At 60.0% G+C, this 13353-nt stretch carries 12 protein-coding genes and 2 tRNA genes; 4 read left to right on the top strand and 10 right to left on the bottom strand.

The window, feature by feature from the left end; all coding sequences use genetic code 11:
• The first annotated feature begins 9 nt into the window (after window positions 1-9).
• From BZG29_RS12090 to BZG29_RS12080, 3 genes are all read left to right on the top strand, one after another.
• Entirely contained in the window at window positions 10-561 is a 552-nt protein-coding gene (locus BZG29_RS12090; RefSeq protein WP_170909696.1) for a GbsR/MarR family transcriptional regulator, read from the top strand.
• Between the two features lie 288 nt (window positions 562-849).
• A complete protein-coding gene (locus BZG29_RS28465) occupies window positions 850-1416 on the top strand; it encodes a PEP-CTERM sorting domain-containing protein (RefSeq protein WP_077402837.1) in 567 nt (188 codons plus the stop codon).
• Between the two features lie 145 nt (window positions 1417-1561).
• Window positions 1562-1741, top strand: a complete 180-nt coding sequence (locus BZG29_RS12080) for a hypothetical protein (RefSeq protein ID WP_077402834.1) — start codon at window positions 1562-1564, stop codon at window positions 1739-1741.
• Between the two features lie 84 nt (window positions 1742-1825).
• Here BZG29_RS12080 and BZG29_RS12075 read toward each other — a convergent pair.
• The 6 genes from BZG29_RS12075 to BZG29_RS12050 all read right to left on the bottom strand — a co-directional run bounded on the left by BZG29_RS12075 (window position 1826) and on the right by BZG29_RS12050 (window position 7236).
• Window positions 1826-1900: transfer RNA gene (locus tag BZG29_RS12075), tRNA-Arg, on the bottom strand.
• A gap of 94 nt (window positions 1901-1994) precedes the next feature.
• A tRNA-Pro gene (locus tag BZG29_RS12070) sits at window positions 1995-2071 on the bottom strand.
• Window positions 2072-2152: 81 nt separating this feature from the next.
• A complete protein-coding gene (gene glmM, locus BZG29_RS12065) occupies window positions 2153-3490 on the bottom strand; it encodes a phosphoglucosamine mutase (protein ID WP_077402831.1) in 1338 nt (445 codons plus the stop codon).
• A 40-nt stretch (window positions 3491-3530) separates the two neighbouring features.
• Window positions 3531-4364, bottom strand: a complete 834-nt coding sequence (folP, locus tag BZG29_RS12060; protein ID WP_077402828.1) for a dihydropteroate synthase — start codon at window positions 4362-4364, stop codon at window positions 3531-3533.
• 105 nt (window positions 4365-4469) lie between these two features.
• On the bottom strand, window positions 4470-6350 hold the full coding sequence (gene ftsH, locus BZG29_RS12055) for an ATP-dependent zinc metalloprotease FtsH (RefSeq protein ID WP_077402824.1): 1881 nt from the start codon (window positions 6348-6350) through the stop codon (window positions 4470-4472).
• Window positions 6351-6552: 202 nt separating this feature from the next.
• Window positions 6553-7236 (bottom strand): RlmE family RNA methyltransferase, encoded by a 684-nt coding sequence (locus BZG29_RS12050; RefSeq protein WP_034757436.1) that lies wholly within the window; start codon window positions 7234-7236, stop codon window positions 6553-6555.
• 42 nt (window positions 7237-7278) lie between these two features.
• Here BZG29_RS12050 and BZG29_RS12045 point away from each other — a divergent pair, with 42 nt between their 5' ends.
• Entirely contained in the window at window positions 7279-7749 is a 471-nt protein-coding gene (locus BZG29_RS12045; RefSeq protein ID WP_010397237.1) for a YhbY family RNA-binding protein, read from the top strand.
• Between the two features lie 106 nt (window positions 7750-7855).
• Here the strand turns inward: BZG29_RS12045 and BZG29_RS12040 are convergent, their stop codons facing one another.
• From BZG29_RS12040 to carA, 4 genes are all read right to left on the bottom strand, one after another.
• A complete protein-coding gene (locus BZG29_RS12040; RefSeq protein WP_171984991.1) occupies window positions 7856-8305 on the bottom strand; it encodes a DUF4149 domain-containing protein in 450 nt (149 codons plus the stop codon).
• A complete protein-coding gene (greA, locus tag BZG29_RS12035; protein ID WP_034757428.1) occupies window positions 8305-8781 on the bottom strand; it encodes a transcription elongation factor GreA in 477 nt (158 codons plus the stop codon). Before greA ends, BZG29_RS12040 begins: the two co-directional genes overlap by 1 nt.
• A 163-nt stretch (window positions 8782-8944) precedes the next feature.
• Window positions 8945-12175: a carbamoyl-phosphate synthase large subunit gene (carB, locus tag BZG29_RS12030; RefSeq protein ID WP_077402818.1), complete on the bottom strand. Its 3231-nt coding sequence runs from the start codon at window positions 12173-12175 to the stop codon at window positions 8945-8947.
• Complete coding sequence (carA, locus tag BZG29_RS12025) at window positions 12168-13346, bottom strand: glutamine-hydrolyzing carbamoyl-phosphate synthase small subunit (RefSeq protein WP_077402815.1); 1179 nt, start codon at window positions 13344-13346, stop codon at window positions 12168-12170. Before carA ends, carB begins: the two co-directional genes overlap by 8 nt.
• Window positions 13347-13353 lie beyond the last annotated feature (7 nt).

The raw sequence follows: 13353 nt of genomic DNA, 5'->3' as shown, positions 1-13353 counted from the left end.
CATATCCAAATGACGCCGCTGATCCTGACCTTCGTCAGCCATTTCGGCGAGATGGGCAGCCGCTGGGGCTTTAACCGGACAGTGGGGCAAGTGTACGCCTTGTTGTTTGTCGCGGAGCATCCTTTACACGCGGATGAAATCGCGGAACACCTGAGTTTTTCACGCTCGAACGTGAGTATCGGCCTGAAGGAATTGCAGGGCTGGGGCTTGATCCGCCAGTCGCGCATCCCGGGCGACCGGCGCGAGTATTTTTCCTCGCTGGGCGATGTGTGGCAAATCTTCCGCGTGGTGGCCGCCGAGCGCCGCCGCCGCGAAGTGGCGCCCACCTTGACGGTGCTGCGCGAATCGCTGCTGGCGCCAGCCACGGAGCCGGTCGACCAGTATGCGCAGGAGCGCATGCGCGAAATGTATGAACTGGTCGACCTGGCCAACACCTGGTTCGACGACTTGCAGCGCCTGTCGCCCGAATCGATGGCGCAGCTGATGAAAATGGGCGCCAAGGTGCAAAAGCTGCTCAATGCCAAGGATCGCCTGTTCGGCGTCAGCAATAACAGCGACTGAAACCCGCCCCCTATTCCCTAATCAAGGTATTGCTGGCACAAGCTGGCGCGCCTTGTCACGTCATTTCGACTCCCGGTGCAGGCTCTCGCCAGCACAGCCATACATAGCCGTATGCGATGTTGTCAAGCATGCCAATAGTATTATTTAAATTGTATTAATTTACATCAAGACTAAGCTTGCATATGCGTACTCACGCAAAGGCGACCGGGCGACAAGTTGACCTCCCTGACCGGATGGCGCGCACCCTGAAGCAGTGAAATGTCTGCAATAAAATAAAAGGGGATTTTCATGAAAAGCATAACAAGCATTGCCATACGGGCATCCATGCTGGCCGCCCTGACGGCCGGCATGGGCGTGGCACAGGCTGCTACATGGGTCGATGTGGGACCGGCCAGCGGTTTCAGCATCGAAGGCAGCACCGTCACTTACTCGCCGTCACCTGCCCTCATGGTGAAATACTATGACGACAATCTCGTGCCGCAGAGTCCCGCCGACATCCAGGGCTATATCAACGGCGTTTTCGGCACCAGCCTGGGCGCGGCCGTCTCGTTTTGCGACAATGCCACCTCAGGCTGCACCGCCGGCACCACGGCAGGCGCCAGCGGCGGGGTGAATTCCTTCACGAGTGCGGCGGACTATGATTACCTGGCCATCCATTTCGGTCAGGGCGAACTGGTCTTCCAATGGGCAGCGCCCGTCGCAGCTGGCACGACCTTCACGGTGGCAGGCTTGCCCAAGGACCTGAGCAATTACCGCGCCTACGTTTCCGCCATCCCTGAACCGGAAACCTATGCCATGCTGCTCGCCGGCCTGGGCCTGCTCGGTGTCCTGGCGCGTCGCCGCCAGGCAAAATAAGAGCATCAGGCAAGACCCGCAACACGGCGCCGGCGCACCCATGTTTACAGCGCGCTTGCGCCGCGCCGCCCACTCTTTACACCGCCTTTATGCCCCTCCCGCTATGCTGACCGACATCTTCAGTCATCGTTGCGAGGGAGCCCACATGCATGAATCCCCATTCCAGCCGCGCGCGCGCCATGTGCTGCGCCAGCACTTGCCCGTGCGCGAACGACTGCGCCTGGCACGCCTGGCCAGCAAGAAAGTGCTGTCGCTGTGTTCCGCGCTGCTGTGCGCGGCGCCGCTGCTGTATTTGCTGAGTGTGGTGCTGGGCGCGCAGCCCTGAACAGCTGCGCGAAAACCGGATGCGGGGGAAAGATGGGGTGCGTTGCGGCAGCTTGCCGCCGCATGATCGTGGCCAGTATGAAACTGGTCCGCCCAGAGGGAATCGAACCCCCATTCACGGTTTAGAAGACCGTTGTCCTATCCGTTGAACGATGGGCGGAGAGGTGCAGTATTTTAATCCATGCGCGCCAGCAATGAAATGCCAGCGCGGAATAGAAAACGGGCTGTCATTTCTGACAGCCCGCTTATGACTTTGGTCGGAGTACAAGGATTCGAACCTTGGACCCCCTGGTCCCAAACCAGGTGCGCTACCGGGCTGCGCCACACTCCGAAGACAAGATAATAACGCCCCCACCCAATTTCGTCAATTGCCATAGACGAATTAGATGGAAATAACTATCGCTCCCTGCCTTTATGCACCAACCTTGTCGGCGATGCGGCGCGCCATCGACTCGGCCTTTTCCTTATCTTTCGCCTCGACCATCACGCGGATCAGCGGCTCGGTACCGGAAGCGCGGATCAGCACGCGGCCCGTGTCGCCCAGTTCGGCCTCGACCAGTTCCTTCTCGGCCACCATGGCGGCATTTTTTTGCCAGTCGAAACCGGGCGCCACGCGCAGGTTGATCAGGGTTTGCGGGAACAGCACCAGTTCCGCCAGGCATTGCTGCAGGCTCTGGCCGCTGCGCTTGAGCGCGGACAATACTTGCAGCGCGGAAACGATGCCGTCGCCCGTCGTGTGCTTGTCCAGGCACAGCAGATGGCCGGAACCTTCGCCACCCAGTATCCAGCCCTTTTCCTTCATGACTTCCAGCACGTAGCGGTCGCCCACCTTGGCGCGCGCAAAGCCGATGCCCTGCTGCTTGAACAGCACTTCCAGCGCCATATTGGTCATCAGGGTGCCGACGGCGCCGGCCACGGGACCTGTCGCCAGGCGGTCCTTGACCATGACGTACAACAATTCGTCGCCGTTATACAAGCGGCCCGTGGCATCGCACATGATCAGGCGGTCGGCGTCGCCATCGAGGGCGATGCCCAGGTCGGCGCCATGCTCGACGACGGCTTCGGCCATGGCCTTGGTTGCCGTGGCGCCGAAGCCCGCATTGATGTTGAAACCGTCGGGCTTGTTGCCGATGGCGATGACTTCCGCGCCCAGCTCATGGAACACGTGCGGCGCGATATGGTAGGCGGCGCCATGCGCGCAATCGACGACGATCTTCAGGCCGCGCAAGTCCAGTTCGTTCGGGAAGGTGCCCTTGCAAAATTCGATGTAGCGGCCCTGGGCATCGTCCAGGCGCTTGGCGCGGCCCAGCTTGTCCGACGGCACGCAAGCCATGGGCTCGTCGAGCGCCGCTTCGATTTCCAGTTCCACGCTGTCGGGCAGCTTGGTGCCCTGGCCGGAAAAGAACTTGATGCCATTGTCATGGTACGGATTGTGCGAAGCGGAAATGACCACGCCGGCCGACAGGCGCAGCGCCCGCGTCAGGTAGGCGATTGCCGGCGTCGGCATGGGGCCGGCCAGCATCACGTCCACGCCGGCGGCCGACAGGCCCGCTTCCAGCGCCGCTTCCAGCATGTAGCCGGAAATGCGCGTGTCCTTGCCGATCAGCACCGTCGGTCGCGTCTTGCCGCCTTGCGACTTGGCCAGCACCTTGCCGGCCGCATAGCCGAGGCGCATGACGAAATCGGGGGTGATCGGAGCCGTGCCCACCAGGCCGCGGATGCCATCCGTGCCAAAATATTTACGCGTCATAGTATTTCTCTTTTTGTTGTTTATGATAAATCTTACAGGCTCAGTGTGCCATGCGCCAGACCTTCAGTGCATCGACGGTTTCAGCTACATCATGCACACGGATAATTTCCGCACCTTGCGCTACCGCAGCAAGTGCACCGGCAACACTGCCGGCCAGGCGCTGCTCGACGGGACGTCCCGTGACGGCGCCGATCATCGACTTGCGCGACAGTCCGGCCAGCACGGGCAGGCCCAGCTCGCTGCGCAACTGGCGCGTGGCGCGCAATAAAGCGTAATTCTGCTCCACCGTCTTGCCGAAGCCAAAGCCGGGATCGATGCACAGGCGCTCGCGGTCGATGCCGGCCGCCGTCATGGTGTCGATGCGCTCGCGCAGGAAATCCGTGACTTCGCGCACCACGTCTTCGTACTGCGGCTGGGCTTGCATAGTTTCCGGCACGTTTTGCATGTGCATGATGCACAACGCGCAATCGCTGTCCCGCACGGCGTCGATGGCGCCCGGCGCGCGGAAACCGTTGATATCGTTGATCATGTCGGCGCCCGCCAGGATGGCTTCGCGCATCACTTCAGGCTTGTACGTGTCGACGGACAGGGGCTTGCCGCAGTCGCGCAAGGCGTACAGCACCGGCATGACGCGCTGCAACTCGTCCTGCAGCGGCAGCGGCGGCGCGCCGGGGCGGCTCGATTCGCCGCCGATATCGATGATGTCGGCGCCGTCAGCAATCATCTGCTCGGCGCGCGAGAGGGCAAATTCCAGGTGTTGATACTGGCCCGCATCGGAAAACGAGTCGGGCGTGATGTTCAGGATACCCATCACCAGCGCCTGCGTGCCGGACAGGTTGAAGCCGAAGCGGCCGAATTGCAAATAGTGTCGCATGTGAATCTTTTTAGTCGTCAGGAAAAAACTGCCGCGGCAACGAAAAAGGGCAAGGATTGCTCCTTACCCTTCTATTACATGCCGCCGATCAGGCAGTGGCAGCTATCAGGCTGGCGCCGTTACGTTAGGCGAGATGCCGCCCGTGCCGCTGTCGCCCGCATTGCGGCGTGGCGGGATGACTTTCGGCGGACGCGGCTCCAGGCCGGCCATGATGTCATTGATTTGCTCTGCATCAATGGTTTCCCATTCCAGCAAGGCTTTGGTCATCATTTCCACCTTGTCGCGGTTGCTTTCCAGCAAGGTGCGCGCCAAAGCATATTGCTTGTCGAGAATGTTGCGGATTTCAGCATCGACCTTTTGCTGGGTCGCTTCCGAGATCGTCTTGGTGGCGCCACCGAAGAAACCTTCGTTTTCGCTGTCTTCGTAGACCATCACGCCCATGCTGTCGGACATGCCGAAGCGGGTCACCATGGAACGGGCCAGCTTGGTGGCGCGCGAAAAGTCGTTCGACGCGCCCGTGGACATTTGTCCGACGAAAATCTCTTCGGCGATACGGCCGCCGAACAGGATGGAAATTTCTTCCAGCATCTTGTCCTTGTAGGCGGACAAGTTGTCGTGTTCCGGCAGCTGCCACGTCAGGCCCAGGGCCCAGCCGCGCGGCATGATCGTTACCTTGTGCACGGGATCGGCCTTCGGCAGCAGCTTGGCGACGACGGCGTGACCGGACTCATGGTAAGCCGTATTGCGACGCTCTTCCTCGCGGATGATCATCGATTTACGCTCGGGACCCATGTAGATCTTGTCTTTCGCATCTTCGAAGTCCGCCATTTCCACCAGGCGCTTGCTGCGGCGCGCGGCGAACAGGGCTGCCTCGTTGACCAGGTTGGCCAGGTCCGCACCCGAGAAACCGGGGGTGCCGCGGGCCAGGATATCGGCTTTCACATCGGTACCGATAGGCACTTTGCGCATGTGCACGTTCAAGATCTGCTCGCGGCCGCGGATATCGGGCAAGCCGACGGACACCTGGCGGTCGAAACGGCCCGGACGCAGCAGCGCTTTGTCGAGCACGTCGGCGCGGTTGGTGGCGGCCACGACGATCACGCCGGAGTTCGCTTCAAAACCGTCCATCTCGACCAGCAACTGGTTCAAGGTCTGTTCGCGTTCGTCATTGCCGCCGCCCATGCCGGCGCCGCGGTGACGGCCGACAGCGTCGATCTCGTCGATGAAGATGATGCACGGCGAATGCTTTTTCGCGTTTTCGAACATGTCGCGCACGCGGCTGGCGCCGACGCCGACGAACATTTCCACGAAGTCGGAACCGGAAATCGAGAAGAACGGCACCTTGGCTTCGCCGGCGATGGCGCGCGCCAGCAGGGTTTTACCCGTGCCCGGAGGACCGACCATCAGCACGCCGCGGGGAATGCGGCCGCCCAGTTTCTGGAATTTGCTCGGATCCTTGAGGAAGTCGACCACTTCGTTGACTTCTTCTTTCGCTTCGTCGCAACCGGCGACATCGGCGAAGGTGACGGTGTTGCTGGCTTCATCCATCATGCGCGCCTTCGACTTGCCGAACGAGAATGCCCCGCCCTTGCCGCCGCCTTGCATCTGACGCATGAAGAAGACCCAGACGCCAATCAACAGCAGCATGGGGAACCAGGAAACAAAAATAGTTTGCAGGAAAGACGCTTCCTCGGGCGGGCGCACATCGAAATGCACGCCATTGTCGCGCAAGTCGCCGATCAGGCCCTTGTCGAGGCTGGTGGCGGTGGTACGCACCTTGGTGTCGTCCATCAGCTTGGCGGTGATCGACGAACCTTCGATCACGACATCCTTGACGCGCTTGGCTTTGACTTCATCCAGCAAATCGGAATAAGCGATGGCCTTGCTGCCGCCTGTGGCGCCATGACTGTCGAATTGCTTGAACAGCATGAACAACAGCAGCAATACGACTACCCAGATGGCAGATTTGGAAAACATGTTATTCACGAAGACTCCTTGGATGCAGTGCGCATCTCTTTACCTATAGCTAGAAACACGATTTTACTCGCAATAAGCGGGCCGTGCCAAAGCCCGCCGATCCGTGCGCGCGAAAAAATCGCGTTCACGCAAAAAAATGCAGTATAAACAATTTAGGCTTTTATGCCATCAGACGCTACTGCACTTCCCGTTCCCATGTGCGGATTCCCTCTTAAATATCAAGGGCGGAATCATCTTCTTCCACGGCATTTTTCAGCGGATTCTTGATTCCACGGCCCATCAGGAAGATTTCCGACGATTTATCGCGGCTGGCCTTGGGCTTTTTCTGCACAACGACCTTGAATTCGGCGCGGAATTTCTCCACGATCTGGCTGAAACCCATGTCCTTGAAGCATTTCACCAGCAGCACGCCAGACGGCTTCAGGTGCAATTGCGAAAATTCGATGGCCAGGTCGATCAAGTGTTCCATGCGCGCGGCATCCGCCGTGGCGATGCCCGACAGGTTGGGCGCCATGTCCGACAGGACCAGGTCAACCTTGCGGCCCTGCAACACCACTTCCAGCTGGCGCAGCACGCGCGCTTCGCGGAAGTCGCCCTGGATGAAGTGGAAATCGGCGATCGGCTCCATTTCCAGCATGTCCAGGCCAATCAGGGTACCATTGACCCCGCCGCCGTCCTTGCCGGCCAGCTTGCGCCGCGTGTACTGGGCCCAGCTGCCAGGAGTGCAGCCCAGGTCGACGATCACCTGGCCAGGTTTGATCAGTTTCTCGTCTTCATCGATTTCTTTGAGCTTGTATGCTGCCCGGGCGCGGTAGCCCTCTTTTTGCGCCAACTTCACATAAGGATCATTTATGTGGTCGTGCAACCAGTTTTTGTTTAATTTCTTCTTTGCCATTCGCGTAGAATACTGCTTTTAAGGGAATTACTAAATATTATTATGCTAAAACTTACACCCGTAGAGCGCAGCGCACTGCGCGCCGAAGCACACGCGCTGAAGCCTATCGTCATTATTGGCGAAGCGGGCTTGACACCTGCTGTCCTCAAAGAGATCGACCTTGGCCTGGATTCGCACGGTCTGATTAAAGTCCGCGTGTTCGGCGACGACCGCGAAGCGCGCGTCGGAATGTACGATACGATTTGCGGCAATCTCGGCGCCGCCCCGGTACAACATATTGGCAAACTGCTGGTAATCTACCGTCCGAAAAAAGAAGTGGTTAAGGAGAAGGTCAGCGCCGGCAAAGGCATGCGCGAAGTGACCATCGTCAAGGCCAGCGCCAGCGGCACCAAGCGCCCGAGCGTGACGAAAGTCATGATCAAGGGCAATGAGCGCGTTACCGAAGGCGGTTCCATCAAGCGTGCCAAGCCACGTCAGAAAAGCGCCAAGAAAAGCGCACTGGGCAGCAAGTAAGCCTGTTCACCCGGCAACCGCAAGGCGGCCGGGCTTGAAACAAGAAGCGGAGCACGGGATATTCCCTGCTCCGCTTTTTTCATGTGATTACTTTACCTGCATCAAACTACTGTTGTTTCCAGATCAGTACGCCCGCCAGCAGGCTCTGCACGGCAAAGATCAGGGTCGACACGCCATGCAGCATGCCGAAGCGGCTGCGCATGGCCTCGTCCATGATGCCGGAGGAACCCTGCGCCTGCGCCTTGAGTTCGGCCATCAGCGGCGTGATGCCGAAATGGCTGAGCAGCGCGCACACCAGCATCGCCAGCACCAATGCTGCCAGCAAGCGCCGGCGCTTCAGTTCCAGCGCGCCGGGCGCCCATTGCAGCAAGGCCAGCAGAATCAGCGCACAGGCGATGGACAGCCAGGCCTCGGCGCGGAACATGCTGCCGGCGATATTGCCTGCCAGCACGCGATCGCCCAGGGTGCCGAACAGGGTCGGTGCCACGATGAAGCCGATGGTCCACAGGCTGCCGGCCCACAGGGTGGCAACGAGGACGCGCACGCGGCCCAGCATCAGATGTACAGTACTTCCAGAATTTCGTATTCGCGCGGGCCGGACGGCGCCTGCACTTCCACCACGTCGCCGGCGTACTTGCCGATCAGCGCGCGGGCGATCGGGGACGTCACGGAAACCTTGTTCATTTTCAAGTCGGCTTCATCGAGGCCGACGATCTGGTACGTGACTTTCTGGCCCGACTCCAGGTCTTCCAGGTTCACGGTCGAGGCAAACACCACGCGGCCTTCCGCGTCGAGCGCGGTCGGGTCGATGATTTGCGCTGCGCCCAGCTTGCCTTCGAGCTCGGCGATGCGGCCTTCGACGAAGGCCTGGCGTTCCTTGGCGGCATCGTACTCGGCGTTTTCCGACAAATCTCCGTGCGAACGCGCTTCGGCGATCGCATCGATGACGATGCGGCGTTCCTTGGTCTTCAAATGATGCAGCTCTTCCTTCAAGAGTTCTGCGCCGTATTTGGTCAATGGGACTGAGGTCATGTTATCTCTACTATCTGCTAGTTATCGGCGCCGCTGTCCGTGTTTTGCCACGGTTAACGGACTTACCAAGTGAAAACCACAGAGGCCGCGCGCTGCTCTGCACGGAACTCTGTGGTTGATAAGCATGCAGTGTACCGCCTAACGGCGGCCACTGCAAACGCACTTAGTTCAAGGTCTTGTGCAGACCTTGCAAATCGTACACGCGCAGCTCATCCAGGTGGCGGATGCCTTCGACGGCCGCTTCCGCGCCGGCGATGGTGGTGTAGGTCGTCACGCGCGACGCCAGGGCCGACGTGCGGATGGCCCGCGAATCGACGATGGCGCTGCGTTTTTCTTCCACGGTGTTGATCACCAGCACGATTTCATGGTTCTTGATCATGTCGACCACGTGCGGACGGCCTTCGATCACCTTGTTCACTGGCGTGACGGCGATGCCGGCAGCAGCGATCACGGCGGCGGTGCCCTTGGTGGCAACCACGGTGAAACCGGACTCGACCAGGTCGCGCGCCACTTGCACGGCGCGCGGCTTGTCCGACGCTTTCACGCTGATGAAGACCTTGCCCGATTTTGGCAGGTTTACACCGGCGCCCAGTTGCGATTTCACAAACGCTTCGCCGAACGTCAGGCCCACGCCCATGACTTCGCCCGTCGATTTCATTTCAGGGCCCAGGATGGTGTCCACGCCAGGGAACTTGACGAACGGGAACACGGCTTCCTTGACGCTGAAATATGGCGGCACGACTTCCTGCGTGATGCCTTGCGACGCCAGCGATTGGCCGACCATGCAGCGCGCGGCGATCTTCGCCAGTTGCAAGCCGGTGGCTTTCGAGACGAAAGGCACGGTGCGCGACGCGCGCGGATTGACTTCCAGCACGAAGACGACGTCTTTCATTTCACCGTCGATCTCTTGTTTCTGGATAGCAAATTGCACGTTCATCAGGCCGACCACGTTCAGACCCTTGGCCATCAGCGCCGTCTGGCGTTTCAGTTCTTCAATGGTTTCCGGTGCCAACGAGTATGGCGGCAAGGAGCAAGCCGAGTCGCCCGAGTGGACGCCGGCCTGTTCGATGTGTTCCATCACGCCGCCGATGAACGTCGTTTCGCCGTCGGAGATGCAATCGACGTCGCACTCGATGGCGTCGTTCAGGAAGCGGTCCAGCAGCACCGGCGAATCGTGCGAAACCTTCACGGCTTCGCGCATGTAGCGCTCGAGGTCGCGCTGCTCGTGGACGATTTCCATGGCGCGGCCGCCCAGCACGTACGATGGACGCACGACCAGCGGATAACCGATTTCCTGCGCCAGCGCCAGGGCGTCGGCTTCCGTGCGCGCGGTGCGGTTAGGCGGCTGGCGCAGTTCCAGCTTGTGCAGCATCTGCTGGAAACGCTCGCGGTCTTCGGCCGCATCGATCATGTCGGGCGAGGTACCGATGATCGGCACGCCATTCGCTTCCAGGTCCAGCGCCAGTTTCAATGGCGTCTGGCCGCCGTACTGCACGATCACGCCGACCGGTTTTTCGATGGCGACGATTTCCAGCACGTCTTCCAGCGTCAGCGATTCGAAGTACAGACGGTCCGAGGTATCGTAGTCGGTCGAAACCGTTTCTGGGTTGCAATTGACCATGATGGTCTCGTAGCCGTCTTCGCGCATGGCGAGGGCCGCGTGGACGCAGCAATAGTCAAACTCGATACCCTGGCCGATACGGTTCGGGCCACCGCCCAGCACCATGATCTTTTTCTTGTCGGTCGGATTCGATTCGCACTCTTCGTCGTACGTGGAATACATGTACGCCGTGTCGGTCGAAAATTCCGCCGCGCAAGTGTCGACGCGCTTGTAGACGGGACGGATGTTCAGCGCATGGCGCTGCTGGCGCACGGCCGTGTCGGTCGTCTGCAACAGGAAGCCCAGGCGGCGGTCCGAGAAGCCCTTCTGTTTCAACTTGTACAGGGTGTTCTTGTCCAGGTTTTCCAGCTTCTGCGTATCGAGCCACAGTTCCAGGTCGACGATTTCCTTGATCTGGATCAGGAACCATGGGTCGATCTTGGTCAGATTGTGTACTTCTTCCAGAGTGAAACCCTGGGCAAACGCGTCGCCCACGTACCAGATGCGCTCAGGACCAGGCTCGCCCAGTTCTTCTTCGATCTTTTCGCGGTCCTTGGTCTTTTCGTTCATGCCGTCCACGCCCACTTCCAGGCCGCGCAAGGCTTTCTGGAACGATTCCTGGAAGGTACGGCCGATGGCCATCACTTCGCCGACGGATTTCATCTGCGTCGTCAGGTGGTGGTCGGCGGTCGGGAATTTCTCGAACGTGAAACGGGGAATCTTGGTGACGACGTAATCGATCGACGGTTCGAACGAAGCCGGCGTGGCGCCGCCCGTGATTTCATTGCGCAGCTCGTCCAGGGTGAAACCGACGGCCAGCTTGGCGGCGATCTTGGCGATCGGGAAGCCCGTCGCTTTCGATGCCAGCGCCGACGAACGCGATACGCGCGGGTTCATCTCGATGACGATCATGCGGCCATCGACGGGGTTGATCGAAAATTGCACGTTCGAGCCGCCGGTGTCGACGCCGATCTCGCGCAGCACTGCCAGACTGGCATTGCGCATGATCTGGTATTCCTTGTCCGTCAGGGTTTGCGCTGGCGCAACCGTGATGGAGTCGCCCGTGTGCACGCCCATCGGGTCCAGGTTTTCGATCGAGCAAATGATGATGCAGTTGTCCGCCTTGTCGCGCACCACTTCCATCTCGTACTCTTTCCATCCCAGCAACGATTCTTCGATCAGCAGCTCTTTCGTCGGCGATGCTTCCAGGCCGCGCTTGCAGATGGTTTCGAATTCTTCTTCGTTGTAGGCGATGCCGCCGCCGGAGCCGCCCATGGTGAACGATGGACGGATGATGGTCGGGAAGCCCAGGGTGCGCTGCACGGCCCACGATTCTTCCATCGAGTGCGCCACGCCGGAGCGTGCCGAACCGAGGCCGATCTTGGTCATCGCGTCTTTGAACTTGGAACGGTCTTCCGCCTTGTCGATGGCTTCCGGCGAGGCGCCGATCAGCTCGACGTTGTATTTTGCCAGCACGCCATTGTTGAACAGGTCCAGCGCGCAGTTCAGCGCCGTCTGGCCGCCCATCGTCGGCAGGATGGCGTCAGGACGCTCCTTGGCGATGATGCGCTCGACGACCGACCAGGTGATCGGTTCGATATAGGTCACATCGGCCATTTCCGGATCTGTCATGATGGTCGCAGGATTGCTGTTGACCAGGATGACTTTGTAGCCCTCTTCGCGCAGGGCCTTGCACGCTTGCGCGCCGGAATAATCGAATTCGCAGGCCTGGCCGATCACGATCGGGCCAGCGCCAATAATCAGAATACTTTTGATATCTAAACGTTTAGGCATTTTTCTTTTTCTCCTCCGCAGCCATCAAGTTGATGAAGCGGTCAAACAGGTAAGCAACATCCATCGGGCCCGGCGACGCTTCAGGGTGGCCCTGGAAGCAGAAGGCCGGCTTGTCCGTGCGGGCAAAGCCCTGCAGGGAGCCGTCGAACAGCGATTCATGGGTCACGCGGCAATTCGCGGGCAACGTTGCCGCGTCGACTGCGAAACCGTGGTTTTGCGAAGTAATCAAGACCTGTTTCGTTTCCAGGTCCTGCACCGGGTGGTTGGCGCCGTGGTGGCCGAACTTCATCTTCAAGGTTTTCGCGCCGGAAGCGAGCGCCATGATCTGGTGGCCGAGGCAGATGCCGAAGGTCGGGATGCCCTTCTCGATCAGCTCCTTGGTCGCCGCGATGGCGTAGTCGCACGGTTCCGGGTCGCCGGGGCCGTTCGACAGGAAGATGCCGTCCGGATTCAGTGCAAGGGCGTCGGCCGCCGTCGCTTGCGCGGGCAGCACGGTGACCTTGCAGCCGCGCGCCGTCAGCATGCGCAGGATGTTGCGCTTGACGCCGTAGTCGAAGGCGACCACGTGGTATTTCGCATCGGCGTCAAGCAGCTGGCCATAGCCTTCGCCCAGGGTCCATTCCGTTTCGCGGTACTCGTAGGCGTCCTTGCTGGACACGACCTTGGCCAGGTCCATGCCGGCCAGGCCGGGGAAGGAGCGGGCCAGTTCCAGCGCTTGCGCGGCGGATGGTTCGTTGCCTTGCGTGCCGACGAGGATGGCGCCGCCCTGCGCACCTTTTTCACGCAGGATGCGCGTGAGCTTGCGTGTATCGATGCCGGCGATGGCGACGATATTTTCAGCTTTCAGGTAATCGGACAGGGAGAGGGTGGAACGGAAACTGGATGCCAGCAATGGCAGATCGCGGATGATGAGGCCGGCGGCGTGAACCTTGGAAGATTCGACGTCTTCCGGATTGACGCCCGTATTGCCGATGTGCGGATAGGTCAGGGTGACCATCTGGCGGCAATAGCTTGGGTCGGTAAGGATTTCCTGATACCCGGTCATCGAGGTGTTGAAAACAACCTCGCCCGTGGTATGACCGGCGGCACCGATCGAAAAACCTTTAAAGATCGTTCCATCAGCAAGCGCTAATATGGCTGGAACGGCAGGGCCAGAAAAAAATGGCGGCAAGGGCAAC

This window comes from Janthinobacterium sp. LM6, from assembly GCF_002002885.1.
GTDB classification, from domain to species: Bacteria; Pseudomonadota; Gammaproteobacteria; order Burkholderiales; family Burkholderiaceae_D; genus Janthinobacterium; species Janthinobacterium kumbetense.
Note: the sequence above shows the minus strand (reverse complement) of the source record. Positions and strands in the feature narration are given on the sequence as shown.

Bases quoted from the DNA above. Each gene is read 5' to 3' on its own strand.
- BZG29_RS12090 (WP_170909696.1), top strand. From the start codon at position 10: ATGACGCCGCTGATCCTGACCTTCGTCAGCCATTTCGGCGAGATGGGC.
- BZG29_RS28465 (WP_077402837.1), top strand. From the start codon at position 850: ATGAAAAGCATAACAAGCATTGCCATACGGGCATCCATGCTGGCCGCC.
- BZG29_RS12080 (WP_077402834.1), top strand. From the start codon at position 1,562: ATGCATGAATCCCCATTCCAGCCGCGCGCGCGCCATGTGCTGCGCCAG.
- glmM (WP_077402831.1), bottom strand. From the start codon at position 3,490: ATGACGCGTAAATATTTTGGCACGGATGGCATCCGCGGCCTGGTGGGC.
- folP (WP_077402828.1), bottom strand. From the start codon at position 4,364: ATGCGACACTATTTGCAATTCGGCCGCTTCGGCTTCAACCTGTCCGGC.
- BZG29_RS12050 (WP_034757436.1), bottom strand. From the start codon at position 7,236: ATGGCAAAGAAGAAATTAAACAAAAACTGGTTGCACGACCACATAAAT.
- BZG29_RS12045 (WP_010397237.1), top strand. From the start codon at position 7,279: ATGCTAAAACTTACACCCGTAGAGCGCAGCGCACTGCGCGCCGAAGCA.
- BZG29_RS12040 (WP_171984991.1), bottom strand. From the start codon at position 8,305: ATGCTGGGCCGCGTGCGCGTCCTCGTTGCCACCCTGTGGGCCGGCAGC.
- greA (WP_034757428.1), bottom strand. From the start codon at position 8,781: ATGACCTCAGTCCCATTGACCAAATACGGCGCAGAACTCTTGAAGGAA.
- carB (WP_077402818.1), bottom strand. From the start codon at position 12,175: ATGCCTAAACGTTTAGATATCAAAAGTATTCTGATTATTGGCGCTGGC.